Origin of the sequence: Hydrogenophaga sp., from assembly GCF_025699295.1 — a bacterium.
Lineage (GTDB): Bacteria > Pseudomonadota > Gammaproteobacteria > Burkholderiales > Burkholderiaceae_C > Hydrogenophaga.
In genome coordinates this window covers 25,138-47,233 of record NZ_JAILWB010000028.1, presented here as the reverse complement: position 1 = coordinate 47,233, position 22,096 = coordinate 25,138, and the positions used below count along the sequence as shown (strand labels likewise).

The window sequence follows — 22,096 nt, the reverse complement described above, 5'->3', positions numbered from 1 at the left end:
ACAAAAAAAGGAGTTCCCGATGGCCCTCGCCACGCTTTCCGGCACCGCTTCGCATATCAAAGGCAGTGTCGTCATCCACGGCAGCAACGCCAACATTGCGCAGGAATCGAGCACGCACTTCCGCCTCGGCAACCGCCAGGTGTTGATGAAAAGTTCGATTCAGCTGGCCGAAGGCGACCAGGTCACCGTGGCGGGGGACGACAAGGCCGAGTTCCACGCGCTGGCGCTGCGCAACGAAACGACCAACCTCATCTATCAGCTGAACACCAACGTCGGCGTCATCGGTGCCTGGTTGATCATCATCGTCTCCGTGCCCATGATCCCGATCCTCGTGGGCTTCATCACGATGGCCGTCGGCATCTACTTCCTGCGCGCCAACAAGCGCATTGCCAGCGCCGTTCGCATGCTCGGCGGCAAAGCCTGAACGACCTCAACTGCGCTGGCGCAGCGCTTCGTAGAGGCACACGCCGCTGGCCACCGACACATTCAGGCTTTCCACGGCGCCGGCCATGGGAATGCTCACCAGCTCATCGCAGGTCTTGCGCGTGAGCTGGCGCATGCCCGCACCCTCGGCGCCGAGTACCAGCGCCACCGGGCCCTTGAGGTCGACCTGGTAGAGCGTTTTCGGCGCGTCGTCGCTGGTACCGATGACCCAGATGTTGCGTTCCTTGAGCTCACCCAGGGTGCGCGCCAGGTTGGTCACCATGAAGTACGGCATGGTCTCGGCCGCGCCGCTGGCCACCTTGGCGACGGTGGCGTTGATGCCGGCGGCGTGGTCCTTGGGCGCGATGACGGCGTGCGCGCCGGCGCCGTCGGCCACACGCAGGCAGGCACCCAGGTTGTGCGGGTCGGTGATGCCGTCGAGCACCAGCAGCAGTGGAGGGATACCGGTGGGCTCCAGCTGTTCCAGCAGGTCGTCGAGCGAGCGCGCCTGCGGGATGGCTTCCACGCGCGCCGCCACGCCCTGGTGACCATGGCTGCCCGCCAGCTTGGCGATGCGCAGGCTGTCGGCCTCGATCAGGCGCGCATTGGCCTCGCGCGCCCGGTCCAGGAACTGGCGCATGCGCGCATCGCGCCGCGTGGGCTCGTAGTAGATCTCGATGATGGATTGCGGCGCGGTTTTCATGCGCACACCCACGGCGTGAAAGCCGAACAGCACTTTGGGGGAAGACATGCGGGGATTATCGGCGTTGCAGGCCTTCAGGCCTGGTGCGCGAGCTCGCCCAGGCGCCGCAGTGCCGCGTCGATGCGGTCGTCACCGGGATGGCCCACATTCAGACGCAGGTGGTGGGTGAAGCGGCGGTCCGCGGAAAACAGAACACCCGGGGCGGTGCTGATGGATTCGGCCATGGCGCGGTGGTGCAAGGCCAGCGCATCCACCCTCGCAGGCAACTCCAGCCAGAGAAAGTAGCCGCCGAGCGGGCGCGTCACACGTGTGCCGGCCGGGAAGTGCCGCTCCACCAGACGCAGGGCGTGCTGCTGTTGCGCGGCCAGCGCCTCGCGCAGGCGACGCAGGTGCCGGTCGTAGCCGCCTTGCGCCAGGTAGTCCACCAGCGCCAGTTGCGAGGGAATCGCCGTTGCCAGCGAGTTCGACATCTTCAGCCGCTCCACCACGGGGGCGTAGCGCCCTGCCGCGGCCCAGCCCACTCGGTATCCCGGCGCCAGACATTTCGAGAACGACGCGCAGTGCAGCACGCCGCCTTCCCGGTCGAAGGCCTTGGCCGGCGGCGGGCGCCGCACACCCGCGTACAGCTCGCCATACACATCGTCCTCGATCAGCGGCACGCGGTGGCGCGCCAGCAGTTCCACCAGGGCCTGCTTGCGCGCGGGTGGCATCAGCGCGCCCAGCGGGTTCTGGAAACTGGGCATGAACCAGCAGGCGGCCACCGGCTGGCGCCCGAGCAGTTCCGCCAACGCGGCCAGGTCCACGCCTTCTGCCGGGTCGGTCGCCACCTCCACCGCCTTCAGGTGCAGGCGTTCGAGCGCCTGCAACGCGGCGTAGAAGGTGGGCGATTCGACCACCACCACGTCGCCCGGTTTCGTCACAGCTTGCAGGCACAGGTTGAGCGCCTCCATCGCGCCATTGGTGATGACCAGTTCGCCCTGGTCAAGCGCAATGCCGTGCAACGCATGGCGCCGCAGCAGCGCCTGGCGCAGGCCCTCGTCGCCGGTGGTCAGCGCGCCCGTGATGCGCGCCGCGGGCAGGCGGCGCAACGCCCGCGCTGTGCTGCGTGCAAGTGCTTCGAACGGGAACAGGTGCGGCGCTGGGAACGCCGAACCCAGCGGCACCACATCGGCGTCGCGCGTGGTGCCGAGCAAATCGAACACCAGTTCGCTGATCTCGACCGGGGTGGCCGCGCCGCGCGGGGCAGCCACCTGGGGCACGGCGCGCGGCACGCGTCGTGCCGCGCGCACGAAAAAGCCCGAGCGCGCACGCGCCTCCACCAGACCCCGGGACTCCAGTTGGCCATAGGCCTGGAACACGGTGGAGGCGCTGACACCACGCTCGGCGCAGGTCTGGCGCACCGAGGGCAGGCGATCCCCCGGCCGCAGCACGCCTGCGCGTATGCCGTCGGCCAGGTCTTCGGCCAGCTGCTGATAGCGCTTGAGACGGGAGTCGTCCATGAAGGTCCGGTCGGGAAAAATCTGATCTGATACGGTAAAAATCCAATATATCTGAACATTGCGCATCAGATGGGGCTTTGCGATGATCTGGGCAGCATGAAACCGATTCCCCGACTCCGCCGCTGGCAAACTTTTCTGATCGCCGCTGGCTGCGCTTTTCTGCAGGTTGCCGCAGCGGCCCCGTTTGAAGACACCATGGCCCAGCGCATGCTGGCCTGCACGGCCTGCCATGGCCCGCAGGGCCGAGCCGCCGCCGATGGCTACTACCCACGTCTGGCCGGCAAGCCGGCCGACTATCTCTACCACCAGTTGCTGAATTTCCGCGAAGGCCGGCGCGTCTATCCACTGATGGCGCAGATGGTCGACCCGTTGAGCGACGCGTATCTGCTGGAGATCGCAGAGCACTTTGCCGGCCTGGAAGTGCCCTACCCCGCCCCGGCACCGGTGAACGCCACACGCCAGGAAATGCAGCGCGGCGAGCAGCTCGTGCTGCGTGGCGATGCCGCGCGCGGTCTGCCGGCCTGTGCCGCCTGTCACGGCAGTGCACTCACCGGCGTGCTGCCGGCCACACCGGGCCTGCTGGGCCTGCCGCGCGACTACCTCAACGCCCAGCTGGGCGCCTGGCGCACCGGCCTGCGCAAAGCCCACATGCCGGACTGCATGGCCGACATCGCCCGGCGCCTCGCCCCGGAAGACATTGCCGCCGTCAGCGCCTGGCTCGCCACCCAGCGGATCCCCACGAACACGCACGCGGTGGCGCCATCGGGCATGCCGTTGCCGCAACGCTGTGGCAGTGCGCCACCGCCCACGGGGAATCGCCGATGAGCCCCCGCGCCATCACCCGGTTGCGCCGCACCGTCTGGCAGACGGTCCTGCTCCTGCTGGTCTGTGCCATTGCTGCCATGGTCTGGCTCGGCTGGCCGGCCAGCCCCATCGAGGTGCCACCCGCCGCCAGCGCCTCCAACCTTCGCGACCCGCACACCATCGAGCGCGGTCGCTACCTCGCCGTGGTGGGCAACTGCCAGGCCTGCCACACCACCCGGGGCGGCACGCCGTTCGCGGGTGGGCGGGGTGTCGTCACGCCATTCGGCACGGTGTACGGCAGCAACCTCACTCCCAGCGACAGCGGGCTGGGTGGCTGGAGCGCCGACGACTTCTGGCGCGCGCTGCACCATGGCCAGTCGCGCGACGGCCGCTGGCTCAACCCCGCCTTCCCCTACAACAACACGACGCAGATCACGCGCGAAGACAGCGACGCGCTCTTCGCCTACTTCCGCAGCCTGAAACCGGAGGACGCACCGGTGCCGCCGCACGACATGCGCTGGCCGTACAACACCCAGTTCGCACTGAAGGCATGGCGCACGCTGTACTTCAAGGCCGACGCCCACATCTCACCACCACAGGGCGCATCCCCTTCGCAGGAACTGCTGCGCGGCGCCTACCTCGTCAACGGCCTGGGCCACTGCAGCGCCTGCCACGTGCCGCGCGACGCGCTGGGGGGCCAGGGTGACCTGCTCGGCCTCTCAGGTGGCCTCATTCCCATGCAGCGCTGGTACGCGCCCTCGCTGCTGGACCCGACCGAGGCAGGTGTGCAGCACTGGTCGATCGCAGAGATCGTGGCGCTGTTCCGCGACGGCCGCGCGCGCGACGCGCTGGCAAGCGGCCCGATGGCCGAGGTGGTCCAGCACAGCACCCGACACTGGACACCGGAAGACCTGCGCGCCATGGCCACCTACCTGCGGCAGTTGCCGTCGCAGAGCGAAGCCCAACCCAGGAAACGTGCCGACCCGGACTCGCGCGCCCTGTCGACCGGCGCGCGGCTGTATGAACAGCACTGCGCCCAGTGCCATGGCACAGAGGGCGAAGGCGTGCGCCATGGCGGCGCGATCGCCTACCCGCCGCTGGCGGGCAACCGCACGGTGACCATGGCATCGCCCGCGAATCTGGTTCAGATCGTGCTCAACGGCGGCTTCGGCCCAACCACGGCAGGCCATCCGCGCCCCTTCGGCATGCCGCCGTTCGTGCTGGAGCTCAGCGACAGCGACCTGGCCAGCGTGCTCAGCCACGTGCGCACGCAATGGGGCAATGAGGCAGGCGCGGTCACTGCGCTGGATGTGCAGCAACTGAGGGGGCCGCTGGGTCGCTGAACGACGAAACCGCCCGCACAGCCGATGCGTGCGTTCAGGCGGCTTCGGCCGGCACCGCGACCTGGCCCGCCTCGATCGTGATACGGCGCTCGCAGCGCTCGGCGATGGCCCGGTCGTGCGTGACCAGGACCAGCGTGGTGCCCTGTTCGCGATTGAGCTCGAACATCAGTTCCATGATCCTGGCGCCGGTGGCGAAATCCAGGCTGCCTGTGGGTTCGTCAGCCAGCAGCACCGAGGGCTGAACCACGAAGGCACGCGCCAGCGCCACGCGCTGCTGCTCACCACCGGAGAGCACCTTGGGGTAGCTCGAAAGCCGCTCGCCCAGACCCACGCGCTGCAGCATCTGGGTGGCGGTGGCGCGCGCATCGCGCCGCCCGGCCAGTTCCAGGGGCAGCATCACGTTCTCCAGCGCGGTCAGATTGCCCAGCAACTGGAAGCTCTGGAACACGAAACCCACCTTCTGCGCGCGCAGCGCGGCCCGCTGGTCCTCGTCCATCGCGAACAGATCGACACCATCGATGTGAACTGTGCCACTGGTGGGCGTGTCCAACCCGGCGACGATCGACAACAGCGTGCTCTTGCCCGAGCCGGATGCGCCCACGATCGCGGCGGTTTCGCCCTTGCGCAGGGTGAAATCGATATCGCGCAGAATGGTCAGCGATCCGGTGGAGTCGGTCACCGTCTTGAACACATGCTGGACCGCAATCATCACATCGGACATGGAAGGATTTCTCAAGTTGAAACGACGTCACTTTAACGCCCTGGCGCTTTCGTCCTGCACATTCGCCTCGTGGAGCGCGGCGTGGGCGCAGGATGCCGCGGAACCCGTGGTTCTCGTGGTGGGCGATTCGCTGAGCGCCGAATACGGCCTCAAACGGGGCAGCGGCTGGGTCGCCCTGCTGGAAGAGCGTCTGGACCGGGAGAAAGTTCAGGCCCGTGTGGTCAATGCCAGCATCAGTGGCGACACCACCTCGGGGGGCCGCTCGCGCCTGCCGGCCTTGCTGCGCCAGCACCGCCCGGCACTGGTGGTGATCGAGCTCGGTGGCAACGACGCGCTGCGCGGCCTGCCGCTGAAGATGACGCGCGAGAACCTCGCCACCATGGCCCGCCTCGCTCGCGAAGCCGGCGCGAAGGTGCTGCTGCTGGGCATGGAGATGCCGCCCAACTACGGTGCCAGATACGGCCAGGAGTTCCGTGACGTGTTCACCACCGTGGCCAAAGCCGAGAAGACCGCGCTGATACCTTTCTTTCTCAAGGGCGTGGCCGACACGCCGAACCCCACGGCCCTGTTCCAGGCCGACCGTATTCACCCCAACGAAGCGGCCCAGCCCACCATGCGCGACAACGTCTGGCCCGCACTGCGCGAGCTGCTGGCGGCTCGATAATCGGGCATGCCCGTACACACACTGAGCGCCACGCACGCGCTGGCCCGCCTCGCGGAATTCGACACCGTCATCGACGCCCGCACCGAGGACGAGTACGCGCTCGATCACGTACCCGGTGCCATCAACTGGCCGACGCTGGACAACCAGCAGCGCATCGAGATCGGCACGATGTACAAGCAGGTCAATCCGTTCGAGGCCAAGAAGCGCGGCGCGGCGATCTCGGCGCGCAACATCGCGGCCCACATCGAACGCCACGTGATCGACAAGCCCCGCGACTGGAAGCCTCTTGTGTATTGCTGGCGCGGTGGCAACCGCAGTGGAGCGCTCGCCACCATCCTGGGCGCCATCGGCTTTCATGTGACGCTGATCGAGGGCGGTTACAAGGCCTGGCGCGCCGCGCTGGTGGACGCCCTCCCTGCCCTGGCCGGTGCCCTATCCTGCCGCGTGGTCTGTGGCCCCACGGGCAGCGGCAAGACACGGCTGCTGCAGGCCCTGGCGGCCCAGGGCGCGCAGGTGCTCGACCTGGAGGCCCTCGCAAGCCACCGCAGTTCGGTGCTGGGGCACATTCCGGGGCAGCCGCAGCCGAGCCAGAAGCGCTTCGATTCGCTGGTGTGGGACGCCCTGCGTGGTCTCGACCCCGCACGCGTGGTCTACGTGGAGAGTGAGAGCAAGAAGGTGGGCAATGTGCGCGTGCCCGACGCGCTCATCGACGCCATGCGAGCCAGCCCCTGCATCGATCTGCGACTCGATGATGAGGAGCGCGTGGCGCTGCTGCTGGAAGACTATGACTTCTTCGTCAAGGACCCGGCTTCCTTCTGCGTGCGCCTGGAGGCGTTGACAGAACTGCGAGGCAAGGAAGTGGTCTCCGGCTGGATCGACAAGGTGCGCCAGGGGCGCACGCCGGAGGTGGTTCTTGAGTTGCTGACCCGGCATTACGACCCAATGTACGCGCAGTCGATTGCGCGCAATTTCAGCCAGTTTCCGCAGGCGCTGCCTCTTGCGCTGCCGAACCGGTCGCCACAGGCCCTGGCCGCTGCCGCGCAGGCCTTGATGGCCAGCGAAGGGGCATCGCTGCACCCAGCCTGAGCAGCAGGCCAGCATGCAGCCGCCGTGGCCGGCGGCGTCAGTCCGCCGCGCTGTCGCTGCCGGGCGCGTCGCCTGGTGCTTCGGGCTTCCCGTCGTCCTGACCCTCTGGCGCATCGCCCTCGGGGTGCTGACGACCGGCGGCCTTGGCCCTGAGCTTTTCCTCTTTCTTCTTCTTTTTGGCGAGCTCGCGCTGGCGTTTTTCGTATCCGTAATTGGGAGTGGCCAAAACAGTCTTTCAGGTCTGTGGTGAAGGAAAAGGGTCAGGCTTGCAGCGCAGTCCAGGCCTGCGCAAGGTCGGCGCGCAGGTCGTCGACCGATTCCAGACCCACGGCAAAGCGTACCAGACCCCCGGCGTCTTGCCAGCCGTGGGTGCGAATCGAGTCGAGGTGGTACGGCGCACACAGGCTGGTCGGCCCAGCCCAGCTCCAGCCCAGGCGGAACAGCCGCAGGCGGTTGCAGAAGGCGTCGATGCGGGCCTGCGCAATGGCCGGGTCGAACACCGCGCTGAACAGGCAGGCGGCCGCGGAGGCATCACGCTTCCAGTTGTCATGGCCCGGCGAGCCCGGCAGCGCGGGATGCAACACCCGCGCCACGCCAGGCTGCTGCTGCATCCAGACGGCCAGCGCGCGCGTGCTGGCGTCCTGCGCGTGGTAGCGCAGCGCCATGCTGGGCAGGCCGCGCAGCACGAGTTCGGCATCGTTCGCACCCACGCCCAGGCCCAGGCGCATGCGGGTCAGTAGGATCTTGCGGTGCAGCGCGAGGTCGCGCGTGACGACGGAGCCCATGAGCACGTCGGCGCCGCCACTGGGGTACTTGGTGAGCGCCTGCACCGACACGTCCACGCCCTGCTCGAAGGCATTGAACGCAAGGCCTGCGCCCCAGGTGTTGTCGAGGGCGGTGACGATGGTCTGGTCGGCGCCGCGCTGTGCATTGGCCTGGCGCACGCGTTCGATCAACGCCGGGATGTCTGGGTACTCCAGCGTGATCGAGCCTGCTGCCTCCAGCCACACCAGGCGCGTGGCCGGACCGATCTGGCGCGCCAGGTCGTCCGGGTCCATGGCGTCGTAGAAACGGTGCGTGATGCCCCAGGCGGCCAGCTCGACCTGGGCAAACACCTTGCCCGGCCCGTAGGCGTTGTCGGGCAGCAGCACTTCGTCACCCTGGCGCAGCAGCGCCATGTCCACCAGCGAGATCACCGCCAGGCCGCTGGGCGCGAGCATGCAGTGCTCACCGCCTTCGAGGGTCGCGATGCGCTCTTCGAGCGTGAAGGTGGTCGGCGTGCCGTGCAGGCCGTAGGTGTAGCCGCTCTTGTCCTTCCAGTCGTAGGTGCGCAGCGCCTCGACGTCGGGAAACAGCACGGTCGACGCCTTGTGCACCCCCGGCGCCACGGCCTCGAAGCCCCCGGGGGGCTTGTAGGGATGGTGAATCAGCCGGGTGGACAGGTCGTCGTCGTGCTTGTTCATTCAGTTCAGAGTTTCCACTTTTCGAGAAGCTGAGCCGGGCGCATGCTGTCGTAGCCCTCGAAGGGCTGGTGAATCCAGGGGTTGGTCGGCAGGAACTCCACCGAGTAGTCGGGCGTGAATGCCGACAGCTGCTTGGTCCAGATCACCGCGCTGCGCATCTCGCTGATGGGTTTGTAGCTGTTGCGGAGCAGATCGATCACGGCCTTGAGCGTGTGACCGGAATCGGCCAGGTCGTCCACCAGCAGCACCTTGCCGGCGATCTCGCCCTTGGGCGTGGTGATGTAGCGCGCGATGTCCAGGATGCCCTGCTCGGTGCCCGCGTTGGCGCGGTAGGAACTGGTGGACATGATGGCCAGCGGCTTGTCGAAAATGCGCGAGAGGATGTCCCCCGGGCGCATGCCCCCGCGAGCGAGGCACAGGATGGTGTCGAATTCCCAGCCCGACTGGTAGACCTTGAGCGCAAGCTTCTCGATCAGGTTGTGGTACTCGTCGTAGGAGACGTAGAGGTGTTTGCCGTCTTCGGTGAGCATGCGGGCTCCGGGTGGGGATGTCGGAAAGAATTTTGCACCAGGGGCAGCACACCGCCCCCGGGGGTTTCACCCATGGTAGGGGTGGTGCAGCAGGATGGTGTGGTCACGGTCCGGGCTGGTCGAGACGATGTGGATCGGCACCCCGGTGGTCTCGGCAATGCGGCTCAGGTAGCGCTGGGCATTGACCGGCAGGTCCTCGTAGCGCGTTGCGCCCACCGAGGAGTCGCTCCAGCCCGGCAGGCTCTCGTAGATCGGCTTGCAGCGCGCGATGTCCTCCGCGCCCATGGGCAGGATGTCGATCACCTCGCCATCGAGCTCGTAGCCCGTGCACAGCTGCAGTTCCTTGAGGCCGTCGAGCACGTCGAGCTTGGTGATGCACAGGCCCGACAAACCATTGACCTGGGCCGAGCGCTTGAGCAGAGCGGCATCGAACCAGCCGCAGCGGCGGCTGCGGCCGGTGGTCACGCCCTTCTCGGCGCCCACGGTGGCCATGTGCCAGCCTGGCGAGCCCTCCTTCTCCCACTCCAGCTCGGTGGGGAACGGGCCGCCCCCCACGCGGGTGCAGTAAGCCTTGGTGATGCCCAGCACGTAGTGCAGCAGGCCCGGACCCACGCCAGAACCGGCCGCGGCGTTGCCGGCGACGCAGTTGCTGGAGGTGACGAACGGGTAGGTGCCGTGGTCGATGTCGAGCAGCGTGCCCTGGGCGCCTTCGAACAGCAGATTGGCGCCGGCCTTGTGGGCCTCGTTGAGCTCGCGCGAGACGTCAGCGATCATGGGCTTGAGCAGTTCGGCCTGCTGCAGGGCTTCCGCGTAGACCGGTTCGAACTGGATTTCACCGTTCTTCATGTACGCGGCGAGCTTTTCGTCCCAGACCATGTCGGCCGAATGCAGCCAGCTGGTCAACAGGTGGTTGTGCAGCGCCAGCAACTCGCGCAGCTTGGCGGCGAAACGATCGGGGTACTTCAGGTCCTGCACGCGCAGCGCGCGGCGCGCGATCTTGTCCTCGTAGGCCGGACCGATGCCACGGCCGGTGGTGCCGATCTTCTCGCTGCCCGCCTTCACCTTGGCGGCCTCGCGCGCGATGTCGATGGCCGCGTGGAACGGCAGGATCAGCGGGCAGCCTTCGCTCACGCGCAGGCGCGAGCGCACTTCCACACCGGCCTTCTCCAACCCGGCGATTTCCTCGAACAGCTTGCCCACGGAGAGCACCACGCCATTGCCGATGTAGCACTTCACGCCGGCGCGCATGATGCCGCTGGGAATGAGGTGCAGCGCCGTCTTCACGCCATTGATGACCAGCGTGTGTCCCGCATTGTGGCCACCCTGGAAACGCACCACGCCGGTCGCGGTTTCCGTCAGCCAGTCGACCAGTTTGCCCTTGCCTTCGTCACCCCACTGGGTGCCGACCACCACCACGTTGCGCCCAGGGGTCACGGCGCTGCTGCTGTTCGTCATTTGCGGATATCCGTTTGAAGGTTTTGTACAGTCCAGGCGCCGCTGCGGGCCGCATCGGGCACCAGTTCGCGGTCGCAGTGAAATTCGTCGACCTGGTGCTCGTGCCCTGGCAGGACGCAGACCACGGTGTGGCCCTGCGCGCGCAGGCTGGCCACGGCATCCCGCAACCCGGTGTCCATGCCCCAGGGTGCACGGATCGCAGCCACCAGAGGCCTGGGGGCCACGGCAGTCACCAGTTCCTTGAGGTCCAGGCTGAAACCCACGGCGGGCCGATTGCGGCCGAACACCGCGCCGACCTCGTCGTAGCGGCCACCACGCGCGAGTTCGAGCGACGCGGCGGCGCGGCCTTGCGGTGCGTTGGCGAACAGGGCAAAGCGCATGCCGGTGTAGTAGGCGTAGCCGCGCAGGTCGGCCAGGTCGATCGACACGTCGACCCCCTCCACCTGCGATGCGAGCCAGTGCAGGCTGTCGAGCGCGGCGTGCAACGCTGGCGAAGCCTGCAAATCACGCCGTGCCTCGGCGAGCACCGTCACGTCGCCGAACAGGCGCGGCAGAGCGAGCAGGTCGCGCCGCACTGTCACCGGAAGATCGCGGGCCAGCACGTCCAGTTCGGCCACGTCCTTGGCGTTGAGTGCGGCATGGATGCGTGCCTCCTGTGCGGGGGCGAGCGACACCGGCCCGAGCACCGCGTCGATCACGCGCACGTCGGCCATGTCAAGCTGCATGCCGCTGACGCCCGCGCTACGCAGGCAGGCCTGCGCCAGTTCGATCACTTCGAGGTCCGCCTCCTGCCCCGCATGACCGTAGATCTCCGCGCCGAACTGCAAGGGTTCGCGGCTGGCCAGCGGCCGGTCGATGCGCGTGTGCACCACAGGGCCACAGTAGCTCAGACGCGCCACGCCCAGGCGGTTGAGCAGGTGGGCGTCGATGCGGGCGACCTGGGGCGTGCTGTCGGCGCGCAAGCCGAGCGTGCGGCCGGAGAGCTGGTCAACCAGTTTGAAGGTCTGCAGGTCCAGGGCTTCACCGGTGCCGGTGAGCAGGGATTCCAGGTACTCCAGCAGCGGTGGCATCACCAGTTCGTACCCGTAACCCCGGGCCGTGTCCAGCAAGCTCCTGCGAAGTTCTTCGATGTGCCGGGCCTCGGAGGGCAGGACATCGGCAATGTGATCCGGGAGGACCCAGGCAGACATGTTGTTTTTTCAGGCGCTGTTAAAAACGTGATTTTACCGGCCCCCGTCAGGGCGCCGTGGCGCGTTCAGGCCAGCCACCACCAGAGCAGCAGACCACTGCCCAGGCTGATCAGGCCGAAGAAGCGCAACTGGCCATCGCGCAGGCGCATCAGGTCGGTGAAGACGCGGCGCCACAGGGTGGGCGCCAGCAGAGGCAGCAGGCCCTCGAAGACCAGCACCAGCGCCAGCGCGTACCAGAACAGCTCGGACGACATTCGTGTGCCCGCGCGCTCAGCGCCCGTGGCTCATCGAGCCGGTGCGACGTTGCTGCTGCGCAGGCCCTTGAAGAAATCGGACGACGGGTCGACCACCAGCACGTCGGACTTGCTGGAAAAGCTCGCCTTGTACGCATCCAGGCTGCGGTAGAACTGCGCGAAGGCAGGGTCGCGACCAAATGCGTCGGCGAACGAAGCCGCCGCCTTGGCGTCGCCCTCGCCCTTGATGCGCTGCGCGTCGCGGTAGGCCTCGGAGACGATCACCTCACGCTGGCGGTCGGCATCGGCGCGGATCTTCTCGCCCTCGGCAAAGCCGGTGGAGCGCAGCTCGTTGGCCACCCGCTTGCGCTCGGCTTCCATGCGCTGGTACACCGAGGCGGTAATGCTCTCCGCATAGTCCACGCGCGTGATGCGCACATCGACCACGTCCATGCCCCATGGCTTGTCCGCTCCACGCACGGCGGCGAGCACCTCGCGCTTGACGTCTTCCATGAGCTCTTCGCGGCGCGTCGACAGCAGCTCGTTCACGGTGCGCTTGTTGACTTCCTGCTGGAACGAGTTGCGCACCACGCGGTTGAGCTGCAGGGCGCCGGCACGCTCGTTGATGCCGACGTTGCGGATGTACTCCTGGGGCTCGGCGATGCGCCAGCGCACGTACCAGTCGATCACCACGCGCTGTTTCTCGGCTGTCAGCGTGGGTTCGGTGTCCGTGCTCTCCAGCGTGAGCAGGCGTTTGTCAATGTAGGACACGTTCTGGAACGGAGGCGGCAGCTTGAAGTTCAGTCCGGGCTCCGTGACGACCTGCTTGATCTGGCCGAGCTGGAAGACCACGCCGAACTGGCGCTGGTCCACCACGAACAGCATGGAACTGGCGATGGCCAGAACCACGATGAAGGATGTGATGATGAAACCGAGTTTGTTCATGACTTGTTCTCTGATCGCTGGCGCCGGGCTCAGCGGCTTTCCCGCTCGCGCGAGCGCGCGGCGCTGTCAAGGCTGCGGGTGGCGGGCGTGGAGCTCGTGCCGGAGGCCGGCACCGGGGTGCTCGACGCCGCAGAAGTGGTGGTACCGCCCTGCCCCGTCATCTGCATGATCTTGTCCAGCGGCAGGTACAGCAGGTTGGAGCCCGACTTCGAGTCCACCAGCACCTTGGTCACATTGCTGTAGATCTCCTGCATGGCATCGGTGTACATGCGTTCGCGGGTGACCTGGGGCGCCTTCTGGTACTCGGCAAGCACCGAACGGAAGCGCTGCGAATCACCCTCGGCCTGCGCCACGATGCGGGCGCGATAGCCTTCGGCCTCCTCGGTCAGGCGCGAGGCCGCGCCGCGGGCACGGGGCACCACGTCGTTGGCATAGGCCTGTGCCTCGTTCTTGGCGCGCTCGCGTTCCTGGCCGGCCTTGAGCACATCGTCGAACGCGGCCTGTACCTGCTCGGGCGGGCGCACACCGCCTTGCTGCATGTTGATGCCAACGATCTCGATTCCCACCTTGTAGCGATCCAGGATGTTCTGCATCAGCGTACGTACGCGCGGCGCGATCTGATCGCGCTCCTCGGCCAGCGCGGCATCCATCTTCATCTTGCCCACCACCTCACGCACGGCGGTTTCGGCCACCTTGACGACGGCGGCATCCGGGTCGCGGCTCTCGAACAGGAAGGCGCGCGCGTCATTCAGGCGGTACTGCACCGCGAACTTGATCTCGACGATGTTCTCGTCTTCCGTGAGCATGGCCGACTCCCGCAGACCCGTGGCGGGTACCACGTTGTCGCGCCCGACGTCGACCGAACGGATCTGCGTGACAAACACCGTCTCGTGGCGCTGGATCGGATACGGCAGTCGCCAGTTGAAGCCGGCACCCACCGAACTGTGGTACTTGCCGAACTGCGTGATCACGGCCTGCTGGCCTTCCTGCACGATGAAGAACCCGGTGCCCAGCCAGATCAGCAACGCCACCGCGCCGATCAGTCCGGCACCGATACCGGTGGCCTTGGGATTCGGGTTGAAGCCGGGCATGCCGCCACCACCCGAACCGTTGCCGCCGCCGCGCCCCTTGTTGCCCAGCAGGCCACCGAGCTTGCGGTTGAAGTCGCGCCAGAGTTCGTCCAGATCGGGCGGGCCCTGGTTCGGCCCTTGCCCGCGAGGCGGGCGCTGCGAGCCGCGCGAGTCGTCGTCGCGGCCGGGCTCCTGGCCGTTCGAGCCTTCGTTGCGGTTGCCGTCGTCGCCCCGGCCCCAGCGCGGGTCGTTCAGGTTGAACATGCCCCACATCCCACGCCAGCCACGCCGGCGCTCGGAGCGGGACGCCGGTTCAGCGTCTCGGGAAGGGGATTGCAGATTCACGTCCATGTGTTGCCAACTCGTTGTCGATTCAAAACAAAACCACCACATTGTGCCCAATCAGGACACCGGCTCCCCGATTTCCGGCAACGTCCCTGGCGACAAGGGTCCGAAGCCCGTCTTTTGCGCCATCACCTGTGCGGCCAGCAGGGCGCGCAACTCGGGCAGTCCGGCACCTGTGTGTGCGCTCACGAAGATTCGAGGGACGGACTGGCCTTCCAGTTCCATTGCATCGCGAAGCACGTGGGGCACGGTGGCCGGATCCATTGCGTCGAGCTTGTTGAACAGCAGGATTTGTGGCACCTGATCGGCACCAATATCCTTGAGCACCTCCAGCACCGAGCCAATCTGCTCGGGGTGCGAGGGATTGGAAGCATCGACCACATGCAGCAGGAGATCGGCGTCGGCAGCCTCCTGCAGCGTCGCGGTGAAGGCATCGACCAGGCCGTGCGGCAGATCGCGGATGAAGCCCACCGTATCGGACAGCGAGACCGACCGGCCGGCTTCGCCCAGATAGAGCTGGCGGGTGGTGGTGTCCAGCGTGGCGAACAGCTGGTCGGCCGCATAGGCCCGGGCCTTCACCAGGCCGTTGAACAGGGACGACTTGCCGGCGTTGGTATAGCCGACCAGGGAAATCGAGAAGGTGTCGCGCCGTTCGCGCTGACGGCGCTGGGTGGAACGCTGCTTCTTGACTTTCTCCAGGCGCTCCTTGGTGCGCTTGATGGCTTCGCCGATCATGCGACGGTCCAGTTCGATCTGGGTTTCACCCGGCCCCCCGCGCATGCCGATGCCGCCACTCTGGCGCTCCAGGTGCGACCAGCGCCGCACCAGGCGGGTGGAAAGGTATTGCAGCCGCGCCAGTTCAACCTGCAACTTGCCCTCGTGGCTGCGCGCACGCTGCGCGAAGATTTCCAGGATCAGCAAGGTGCGGTCGTTGACCGGCAGCCCAAGGTGTCGCTCCAGGTTGCGCTGCTGCGCCGGGCTGAGCGACTGGTCGAACAGCACCTCGGATGCGCCGGTGGACTGCGCCAGCAGCTTGATTTCGTCGGCCTTGCCCGAGCCCACGAACAGGGCCGGATCGGGTGCGCGGCGCTTGCAGCTGACGCGTTCGGCGACGGTGTAGCCTGCAGTCTGTGCCAGCAGGCCCAGTTCTTCGAGCCCGGCATCGAAATGGGGCGTGCCGAAATCCACGCCGACCAGAATGACCGATGGCGTGGAGGATGGGGCAGGAAAGGGAGAACTCAAATCGTTTTGACAGCAACGCTTGCGGCGCTGCTGGCCCGGCAGCGCGGCTGCACGGGCCGAACGCGGTTCAGAAGTGGCTTCAGGAGGCGGCCGGCTCGTCCGTGCCGACGGCCGAGAACTGTACCGGGCGTCCCGGCACGATGGTGGAAATCGCGTGCTTGTAAACCATCTGGGTGACGGTGTTGCGCAGCAGCACGACGTACTGATCGAAAGACTCGATCTGACCCTGCAGCTTGATGCCGTTGACCAGGTAAATCGACACGGGCACATGCTCCCGGCGAAGCTGGTTCAGGAAAGGGTCTTGCAAAAGCTGGCCTTTGTTATTGCTCACGATATGCTCCGTGTTCAACGTAAGTTAATGAAGAATGGACCATACCACAGCACCGGTACGGGACCGCTGACGGGTCGAAATTCCTATTCCTTGAAGGGATTGGACGAGGTCTTGAACTCGATGCGCAGGGGCGTGCCGACCAGATCGAAAGCCTTGCGAAAGCGCCCCTCGAGAAAGCGCTTGTATGCATCCGGCACGTTTTCCAGGGAATTGCCATGGATGACGATGACCGGCGGGTTCATGCCCCCCTGGTGGGCGTAACGCATCTTGGGGCGGAACATGCCGCTGCGCGTGGGCGCCTGAAAGGCCACGGCCTCCATCAGCAGGCGGGTCAGCACCGGCGTCGACATCTTGCGCATGGCAGAGGCATGCGCCAGGGTGATGGACTTCCACACCGGCCCCAGGCCCTGGCGCTTCTGTGCCGAAATCAGGTGCAGCGAGGCAAATTTCAGGAAAGCCAGCCGGGTCTCGACCTGGCGTTCGATCTGCTGGCGCTGATAGGCGTCGACCGCGTCCCACTTGTTGATGGCCAGCACCACAGCGCGGCCGCTCTCCAGGATGTAACCGGCAATATGGGCGTCCTGGTCGGTCACGCCCTGGGTGGCGTCGAGCAGCAGCAGCACCACGTGCGCGTTCTCGATCGCCTGCAGCGTCTTGACCACCGAGAACTTCTCGATGGCCTCGAATACCCTGCCCTTGCGTCGGATACCGGCGGTGTCGATCAGCTCGAACTTCTGTCCCGAGCGCTCGAACGGCACGGAGATCGCGTCGCGCGTGGTGCCGGGCAGATCGAAGGCCACGAGGCGCTCTTCGCCCAGCCAGGCGTTGATCAGCGTGGACTTGCCCACGTTGGGCCGCCCGGCCACGGCCAGGCGGATCACGCCCACCTCCGCCTCGGGCTCTTCCTCGTCCTCGGGTGGCAGGCCGGGAATGCGCTCCAGCGCGGCATCCAGCATGCTGCGCACGCCCTGACCATGCGCGCCAGACACCGGCAGCACCTCGCCCAGACCCAGTTCGAAGAACTCCACCAGTTGCAGGCCCTGGGTCATGCCCTCGGCCTTGTTGGCCACCAGCACGGTGGGTTTGCCCAGGCGGCGCAGGTAGCTGGCGATCTCGTGATCCTGCGCACTGATGCCGGCACGGGCATCGACCACGAAGATCACGACGTCGGACTCCGCGACGGCCTGGCGCGTCTGCCTGGCCATCTCCTTGTAGATGCCTTCGCTGGCCTCGGGCTCGAAGCCACCGGTGTCGATCACGATGTATTCGCGGTGGCCCTGGCGGCCGTTGCCGTAGTGGCGGTCCCGCGTGAGGCCCGCAAAGTCGGCCACGATGGCGTCGCGCGAACTCGTCAGGCGGTTGAACAGGGTGGACTTGCCCACATTGGGCCGGCCCACCAGGGCGATGACGGGTTTCACGGAAGCTGCTTTCGTTCAGGCGGTGGCGAACAGGGCGTTCGCGCCGGGCGTCATTGGGGGCGCCAGGCGTACACGCCGCCATTGCGCGTCTGCACCACCAGCGCATCGCCCGCGAGCACCGGCGCTACCTCGATGGCCGAACCGTCGGTGCTGAGGCGGGTCATTTCACTGCCGTCTTCGCGCGAGACCAGGTGCACCAGTCCACTGCTATCGCCCACCGCCACCACGCGACCCAGGGCCAGTGGCGCACTCAGGCCCCGGTATTTCAACCGGTCGCTGTGCCACGCTGGTTCTCCTGTGGCGCGCTGCCAGGCCTGAAAGCGGCCATCGCCCTCGCTGCCAAAGACCAGACGGTCGTCGCCGTGCACGCCGGTGGTTCCCTGGGCCGCGCGGGTCCAGACCACAGTGCCGCGACTGGCGTCGACGCAGCCAACGGCCGCCGAATAAGCGCGCACGCACACGCTGCCGCCAATGCGGCTGACCGGACCGACGATGTCCACCAGTCGCTCGACCTCGTTGGTACCGCGCGATGTCGCCACCGGCGCTTCCCAGCGCACCGCGCCGTTGTCCGGATTGAGGCCGGAGAGGCGGCCCGCCAGACCCGCCACCAGGGTGTCTCCCACGGCCAGAAGTGCCCCGGTCTGGCTCAGCACCAACGGCTCGGCCGGGCGGTTCTGGGTCCACAGCTTCGCGCCGTTCTTGCCGTCGAAGGCCGTGACCGTGCGATCCGCCGTCAGCACGAACACGCGCTGGCCTGCCACCAGGGGCGCCGTGAAGGAGCGAGCGGGCAGGCGCACGCGCCAGAGCTCGCGGCCATCGGCCAGGGCGACCAGCTGGTTGTTGGCCGTGATCACAGCCGCCGTCTGGCCGTCCGAGCCGACACCGGCCGCGATGGGGGTGCCCAGGTTCAGGCGCCAGGCGTCCTTGCCCGTAGCGGCGTCAAGCGCGGCCACCGTGCCGGCCGTGCCGGCGACAAAAACGCGGCCCGCGGCCACCACGGGGGCCAGAGAGGCACTGCCCGCGCCCACCTGGGTGGACCAGGCCAGTCGCGTGCCCATGAGCGCCGCCACCGGCGGCAGCTCGACCGGCTGCGGCTTCTTCGCGCCCGACGAGCAGGCGCTGAACAGGCCGAGGGCCAGCAGCCCGAGAACAGGCAGCGCACGGCGCCATGGGGTCGGGTAACGGCGGTATGTGCTGAGAGACATGGATTTCATCGCGCGGTGGGAGCGAGGCTGGAGACGTCCACGCCCAGCGCGGCCAGTTTCACTTCGACGAGACGGCGGTACTCGGTGCGCTCGCCCATGGCGCGCCAGGCATTCAGGTACTGGGTCTTGGCCTCGTCGGGCTTGCCCTGCGCCATGAACACGTCGCCACGGCGATCGGCCACCAGAGGCTCGAAGGACTCGGGTACCGGGGCCTCGAGCGTCTTGAGTGCCTGGTCGAAGGCCTGGGCCTCGACGTCCAGCGCGGCCAGGCGCAGGCGCGCCACGGCCTGATAGGACTCATCACCGGAATGATCCACCGCCCAGGCAAGCGCCGCACGAGCCTTGTCGACCTCGCCAGCGTCGAACAGCGTCTTGCCGGCCAGCAGCGCGGCCTGACTGGCAAAGATGGTGCCGCCAAAGTTGGCCTGCATGTCGGCCAGCGCCCGTTCCATGCGCTGGGCATCGCGCGCAAGCGCTGCACGATCCACCTCGTCGTACAGGGCGGCGGCCTTGGCGCCCTGCGTGCGCTGCCAGTAGTTCCAGCCGTTCCAGGCCGCAAACGAGCCGAACACGACGATGAGCACCCAGCTGATGAGGTTGCCGTACTGCGCCCAGAAATGTTTGATCTGGTCGAGCTGTTCCTGCTCTTCAAGGTCGAGGTGTTTGGCCATGGTGGGTATTCAACGGGGTACGTGCGCGGCGTGCGCAACGGGGGATTGTAGGCGGGCGGCCCCGGGGCCACCGCGCCGGGATGCAAGGCCGCTCAGGGAGCACGCAGGCGCGCGGCCCAGTCGGCCACGCCGGCCAGCGGCAACAGACTCTGGGCGGTCTCGGCAGGTACGTCGCTGCGCGGGCCACGCAATGCCTTGAGCGCCACGGCATCCTGCTGGACTTCCTGCTCGCCAAAAATCAGGGCGAAGCGAGCGCCACTTGCATCGGCCTTCTTGAACTGGGACTTCATGCTGCCCATGCCATCGGCGCCCGCGGCATGCATCTGCACGTTCACACCCTGCTGCCGCAACACGCGCAACACGGGCATGACCCGAGGCACATGCGCGACATCGGGCACCACGGCGTACGCATCGGGCGCCGGCTGCGCAGGCAACCGGTTCTGTTCCTTCAACAGCTCAAGGATGCGCTCCATGCCCAGCGCCCAGCCCACGGCGGGCGCGGCCTTGCCACCGATCTGCTCGAACAGGCCATCGTACCGGCCACCGGCGCACACTGTGCCCTGCGAACCCAGCTGCGTGGTGACGAACTCGAACACCGAAAGGTTGTAGTAGTCCATGCCGCGCACCAGGCGCGGATTGATGCGGTACGCAATGCCGTGCGCATCAAGCAGTCCGCGCAGGCGGTTGAAATGGTCCAGCGACTCGGCGCCCAGATGGTCCATCAGGCGCGGTGCGGCATTGACCAGTTCCTGCATCGCCGGGTTCTTGGTGTCGAGAATGCGCAGCGGGTTGCTGTGCAGGCGCCGTTTGGCGTCCTCGTCGAGTTGCCCGGCATGGGCTTCGAGGTAGGCAATCAGTGCCTGCCGGTGCGCCAGACGCTCCGCAGGCTGGCCCAGGCTGTTGATCTCGAGTTCGATACCGGTGAGGCCCAGCTCGGCCCAGAGGTCGCAGGCGAGCACGATGAGTTCGGCATCCACGTCGGGTCCGGCGAAACCCAGCGCCTCGGCGCCGAACTGATGGAACTGGCGGTAGCGCCCGCGCTGTGGCCGCTCGTGGCGAAACATCGGGCCCATGTAGTACAGGCGCCTGGGGCCTTCGTACAGCAGCGAATGTTCGAGCACGGCACGCACCACGCCGGCGGTGTTCTCCGGTCGCAGCGTGAGCTGCTCGCCATTGAGCCGGTCCTCGAAGGAATACATCTCCTTCTCGACGATGTCGGTCACCTCACCCAGGCCGCGCACGAACAGCGCCGTGGGCTCCACGATCGGCGTGCGCAGGTTGCGGTAGCCATAGCGCCTCATCAGGGCGCACAACTTGTCTTCGAGCCACTCCCAGTGCGCGGACGCAGGGGGGGCAATGTCGTTCATGCCTTTGACGGCGCTCAGCTTCTCGGTCATGGTGGTTGGGCGTTGTGCGTCGGGCGTTGAGCGTAATGACAGGCGCGGGGTCTCCTGCGCTCGACGCTCACCCCCCAACGCCGAACTTCTTTTCGATGTAGTTTTCAACGATCTGCTGGAATTCCTGCGCGATGGCCGGGCCTCGCAGCGTCATGGCCTTCTGCCCGTCGATGAAGATCGGAGCCGCTGGCGCCTCGCCGGTACCCGGGAGGCTGATGCCGATGTCCGCATGCTTGCTCTCGCCGGGACCATTGACGATGCAACCCATCACCGCCACCTTGAGGTTTTCGACCCCGGGGTAGCGCGCACGCCAGACCGGCATGGAACTGCGCAGGTAATCGTCGATCTGTTTGGCCAGCTCCTGGAAGGTGGTGCTGGTGGTGCGTCCGCAGCCCGGGCAGGCCGTGACCGAGGGCACGAAGGCGCGCATGCCCAGCGCCTGCAGGATCTCGGAGGCGATCACCACCTCCTGCGTGCGCGCCTCGCCAGGCTGCGGCGTGAGCGAGACGCGTATGGTGTCACCAATGCCTTGCTGCAGCAGCACCGACAGCGCCACCGCAGACGCCACTGCGCCCTTGGTGCCCATGCCGGCTTCCGTGAGACCCAGGTGCAGCGCGTAGTCACATCGCTGCGCCAGCGCCTGGTAGACGGCAATCAGGTCCTGCACGCTGCTGACCTTGCACGACAGCATGATGTTGTCGCCATTCAGGCCGATCTCCTCGGCCTTGCGGGCGGACTCCAGCGCGGATGTGATCAGCGCCTCGTACATCACCTGTTTGGCTTCCCAGGGTTCGCTGCGGGCCGCGTTCTGATCCATCAGGCGGGCGAGCAGGTCCTGGTCCAGGCTGCCCCAGTTGACCCCGATGCGGATCGCCTTGTCGTGGCGCGCGGCGATCTCCACCATCTGCGCGAACTGGCGGTCACCCTTGTCGCCGCGACCCACGTTGCCGGGATTGATGCGGTACTTGGAAAGCGCCTCGGCGCAGGCCGGGTGGTCGGTGAGCAGGCGGTGGCCGTTGTAATGGAAATCGCCGATCAGCGGCACGTTCACGCCCATGCGGTCGAGTTGCTCGCGGATGTAGGGCACCGCCTGTGCCGCTTCGTCGTTGTTGACCGTGATGCGCACCAGTTCAGAGCCTGCCAGCGCGAGTTCCTTGACCTGGATCGCGGTGCCCACGGCATCTGCGGTGTCGGTGTTGGTCATGGACTGCACGCGCACCGGCGCGTCGCCCCCAACAGTCACGCGGTGGTTGCCCCAGGCCACCACGCCCTGGCGCGAGCGGCGCGCCAGCGGGATCGACAGCGGGATCGGCCCGCAAGAAGTGGGGGCTGCTTCGGCTTGCGCTTTCGCATCCATG

Annotated in this window: 23 protein-coding genes; 5 read left to right on the top strand and 18 right to left on the bottom strand. The window is 67.0% G+C overall.

From position 1 onward, the window contains the following. Positions 1-19: 19 nt before the first annotated feature. Positions 20-424, top strand: a complete 405-nt coding sequence (locus K5880_RS21990; protein ID WP_297657700.1) for a hypothetical protein — start codon at positions 20-22, stop codon at positions 422-424. Between the two features lie 6 nt (positions 425-430). Here K5880_RS21990 and rlmB read toward each other — a convergent pair whose 3' ends face one another. Further along, positions 431-1,174, bottom strand: a complete 744-nt coding sequence (gene rlmB / locus K5880_RS21985; protein WP_297657697.1) for a 23S rRNA (guanosine(2251)-2'-O)-methyltransferase RlmB — start codon at positions 1,172-1,174, stop codon at positions 431-433. Between the two features lie 26 nt (positions 1,175-1,200). After that, positions 1,201-2,625, bottom strand: a complete 1,425-nt coding sequence (locus K5880_RS21980; RefSeq protein WP_297657694.1) for a PLP-dependent aminotransferase family protein — start codon at positions 2,623-2,625, stop codon at positions 1,201-1,203. 195 nt (positions 2,626-2,820) lie between these two features. Here K5880_RS21980 and K5880_RS21975 point away from each other — a divergent pair, with 195 nt between their 5' ends. Beyond that, positions 2,821-3,450: a c-type cytochrome gene (locus K5880_RS21975; RefSeq protein ID WP_297657744.1), complete on the top strand. Its 630-nt coding sequence runs from the start codon at positions 2,821-2,823 to the stop codon at positions 3,448-3,450. Beyond that, a complete protein-coding gene (locus K5880_RS21970; protein WP_297657691.1) occupies positions 3,447-4,772 on the top strand; it encodes a cytochrome c in 1,326 nt (441 codons plus the stop codon). Before K5880_RS21975 ends, K5880_RS21970 begins: the two co-directional genes overlap by 4 nt. Before the next feature lie 34 nt (positions 4,773-4,806). On the opposite strand, the gene K5880_RS21965 is transcribed toward K5880_RS21970, so the two are convergent. After that, positions 4,807-5,493: an ABC transporter ATP-binding protein gene (locus tag K5880_RS21965; RefSeq protein WP_297657688.1), complete on the bottom strand. Its 687-nt coding sequence runs from the start codon at positions 5,491-5,493 to the stop codon at positions 4,807-4,809. Here K5880_RS21965 and K5880_RS21960 point away from each other — a divergent pair. Next, positions 5,492-6,157: an arylesterase gene (locus tag K5880_RS21960; RefSeq protein ID WP_297657685.1), complete on the top strand. Its 666-nt coding sequence runs from the start codon at positions 5,492-5,494 to the stop codon at positions 6,155-6,157. The genes K5880_RS21965 and K5880_RS21960 overlap by 2 nt on opposite strands. A gap of 6 nt (positions 6,158-6,163) precedes the next feature. After that, positions 6,164-7,243, top strand: a complete 1,080-nt coding sequence (gene mnmH, locus K5880_RS21955) for a tRNA 2-selenouridine(34) synthase MnmH (protein ID WP_297657682.1) — start codon at positions 6,164-6,166, stop codon at positions 7,241-7,243. Positions 7,244-7,280: 37 nt separating this feature from the next. On the opposite strand, the gene K5880_RS21950 is transcribed toward mnmH, so the two are convergent. The 15 genes from K5880_RS21950 to ispG form a co-directional block, all read right to left on the bottom strand. Beyond that, entirely contained in the window at positions 7,281-7,469 is a 189-nt protein-coding gene (locus K5880_RS21950; protein ID WP_297657679.1) for a hypothetical protein, read from the bottom strand. A 34-nt stretch (positions 7,470-7,503) separates the two neighbouring features. Beyond that, the gene (locus tag K5880_RS21945; protein ID WP_297657675.1) at positions 7,504-8,706 is read right to left on the bottom strand and encodes a PLP-dependent transferase; all 1,203 of its coding nucleotides are present in this window, start codon (positions 8,704-8,706) and stop codon (positions 7,504-7,506) included. 5 nt (positions 8,707-8,711) lie between these two features. Further along, a complete protein-coding gene (locus tag K5880_RS21940; protein ID WP_297657672.1) occupies positions 8,712-9,236 on the bottom strand; it encodes a phosphoribosyltransferase in 525 nt (174 codons plus the stop codon). 66 nt (positions 9,237-9,302) lie between these two features. Continuing rightward, entirely contained in the window at positions 9,303-10,691 is a 1,389-nt protein-coding gene (locus tag K5880_RS21935; protein ID WP_297657669.1) for an adenylosuccinate synthase, read from the bottom strand. Continuing rightward, a complete protein-coding gene (locus K5880_RS21930; RefSeq protein ID WP_297657666.1) occupies positions 10,688-11,881 on the bottom strand; it encodes an ATP phosphoribosyltransferase regulatory subunit in 1,194 nt (397 codons plus the stop codon). The genes K5880_RS21935 and K5880_RS21930 overlap by 4 nt, the downstream gene beginning before the upstream one ends. A gap of 65 nt (positions 11,882-11,946) precedes the next feature. Then, on the bottom strand, positions 11,947-12,135 hold the full coding sequence (locus K5880_RS21925; RefSeq protein ID WP_297657663.1) for a DUF2065 family protein: 189 nt from the start codon (positions 12,133-12,135) through the stop codon (positions 11,947-11,949). A 30-nt stretch (positions 12,136-12,165) separates the two neighbouring features. Then, a complete protein-coding gene (hflC, locus tag K5880_RS21920) occupies positions 12,166-13,059 on the bottom strand; it encodes a protease modulator HflC (RefSeq protein WP_297657660.1) in 894 nt (297 codons plus the stop codon). A gap of 29 nt (positions 13,060-13,088) precedes the next feature. Further along, on the bottom strand, positions 13,089-14,402 hold the full coding sequence (hflK, locus tag K5880_RS21915; protein ID WP_297657741.1) for an FtsH protease activity modulator HflK: 1,314 nt from the start codon (positions 14,400-14,402) through the stop codon (positions 13,089-13,091). Positions 14,403-14,531: 129 nt separating this feature from the next. Next, a complete protein-coding gene (gene hflX / locus K5880_RS21910) occupies positions 14,532-15,716 on the bottom strand; it encodes a GTPase HflX (protein WP_297657657.1) in 1,185 nt (394 codons plus the stop codon). 79 nt (positions 15,717-15,795) lie between these two features. Next, positions 15,796-16,065 (bottom strand): RNA chaperone Hfq, encoded by a 270-nt coding sequence (gene hfq, locus K5880_RS21905; RefSeq protein ID WP_084360358.1) that lies wholly within the window; start codon positions 16,063-16,065, stop codon positions 15,796-15,798. Between the two features lie 65 nt (positions 16,066-16,130). Beyond that, entirely contained in the window at positions 16,131-17,465 is a 1,335-nt protein-coding gene (gene der, locus K5880_RS21900; protein WP_297657653.1) for a ribosome biogenesis GTPase Der, read from the bottom strand. Positions 17,466-17,515: 50 nt separating this feature from the next. Further along, positions 17,516-18,670, bottom strand: coding sequence for an outer membrane protein assembly factor BamB (gene bamB, locus K5880_RS21895; protein WP_297657649.1), 1,155 nt, complete (start codon positions 18,668-18,670; stop codon positions 17,516-17,518). A 5-nt stretch (positions 18,671-18,675) separates the two neighbouring features. Beyond that, the gene (locus tag K5880_RS21890; protein ID WP_297657646.1) at positions 18,676-19,341 is read right to left on the bottom strand and encodes a tetratricopeptide repeat protein; all 666 of its coding nucleotides are present in this window, start codon (positions 19,339-19,341) and stop codon (positions 18,676-18,678) included. Positions 19,342-19,433: 92 nt separating this feature from the next. Next, a complete protein-coding gene (gene hisS, locus K5880_RS21885; RefSeq protein ID WP_297657643.1) occupies positions 19,434-20,738 on the bottom strand; it encodes a histidine--tRNA ligase in 1,305 nt (434 codons plus the stop codon). Between the two features lie 67 nt (positions 20,739-20,805). Next, on the bottom strand, positions 20,806-22,095 hold the full coding sequence (gene ispG, locus K5880_RS21880) for a flavodoxin-dependent (E)-4-hydroxy-3-methylbut-2-enyl-diphosphate synthase (protein ID WP_297657641.1): 1,290 nt from the start codon (positions 22,093-22,095) through the stop codon (positions 20,806-20,808). Position 22,096 lies beyond the last annotated feature (1 nt).

Coding starts and splice junctions, on each gene's coding strand:
- K5880_RS21925 (WP_297657663.1), bottom strand. CDS start 12,135: ATGTCGTCCGAGCTGTTCTGGTACGCGCTGGCGCTGGTGCTGGTCTTC.
- K5880_RS21960 (WP_297657685.1), top strand. CDS start 5,492: ATGGAAGGATTTCTCAAGTTGAAACGACGTCACTTTAACGCCCTGGCG.
- hflC (WP_297657660.1), bottom strand. CDS start 13,059: ATGAACAAACTCGGTTTCATCATCACATCCTTCATCGTGGTTCTGGCC.
- hflK (WP_297657741.1), bottom strand. CDS start 14,402: ATGTGGGGCATGTTCAACCTGAACGACCCGCGCTGGGGCCGGGGCGAC.
- K5880_RS21990 (WP_297657700.1), top strand. CDS start 20: ATGGCCCTCGCCACGCTTTCCGGCACCGCTTCGCATATCAAAGGCAGT.
- K5880_RS21945 (WP_297657675.1), bottom strand. CDS start 8,706: ATGAACAAGCACGACGACGACCTGTCCACCCGGCTGATTCACCATCCC.
- K5880_RS21890 (WP_297657646.1), bottom strand. CDS start 19,341: ATGGCCAAACACCTCGACCTTGAAGAGCAGGAACAGCTCGACCAGATC.
- bamB (WP_297657649.1), bottom strand. CDS start 18,670: ATGTCTCTCAGCACATACCGCCGTTACCCGACCCCATGGCGCCGTGCG.
- rlmB (WP_297657697.1), bottom strand. CDS start 1,174: ATGTCTTCCCCCAAAGTGCTGTTCGGCTTTCACGCCGTGGGTGTGCGC.
- K5880_RS21940 (WP_297657672.1), bottom strand. CDS start 9,236: ATGCTCACCGAAGACGGCAAACACCTCTACGTCTCCTACGACGAGTAC.
- K5880_RS21965 (WP_297657688.1), bottom strand. CDS start 5,493: ATGTCCGATGTGATGATTGCGGTCCAGCATGTGTTCAAGACGGTGACC.
- ispG (WP_297657641.1), bottom strand. CDS start 22,095: ATGGATGCGAAAGCGCAAGCCGAAGCAGCCCCCACTTCTTGCGGGCCG.
- K5880_RS21935 (WP_297657669.1), bottom strand. CDS start 10,691: ATGACGAACAGCAGCAGCGCCGTGACCCCTGGGCGCAACGTGGTGGTG.
- K5880_RS21970 (WP_297657691.1), top strand. CDS start 3,447: ATGAGCCCCCGCGCCATCACCCGGTTGCGCCGCACCGTCTGGCAGACG.
- hisS (WP_297657643.1), bottom strand. CDS start 20,738: ATGACCGAGAAGCTGAGCGCCGTCAAAGGCATGAACGACATTGCCCCC.
- K5880_RS21980 (WP_297657694.1), bottom strand. CDS start 2,625: ATGGACGACTCCCGTCTCAAGCGCTATCAGCAGCTGGCCGAAGACCTG.
- K5880_RS21930 (WP_297657666.1), bottom strand. CDS start 11,881: ATGTCTGCCTGGGTCCTCCCGGATCACATTGCCGATGTCCTGCCCTCC.
- mnmH (WP_297657682.1), top strand. CDS start 6,164: ATGCCCGTACACACACTGAGCGCCACGCACGCGCTGGCCCGCCTCGCG.
- K5880_RS21975 (WP_297657744.1), top strand. CDS start 2,821: ATGGCCCAGCGCATGCTGGCCTGCACGGCCTGCCATGGCCCGCAGGGC.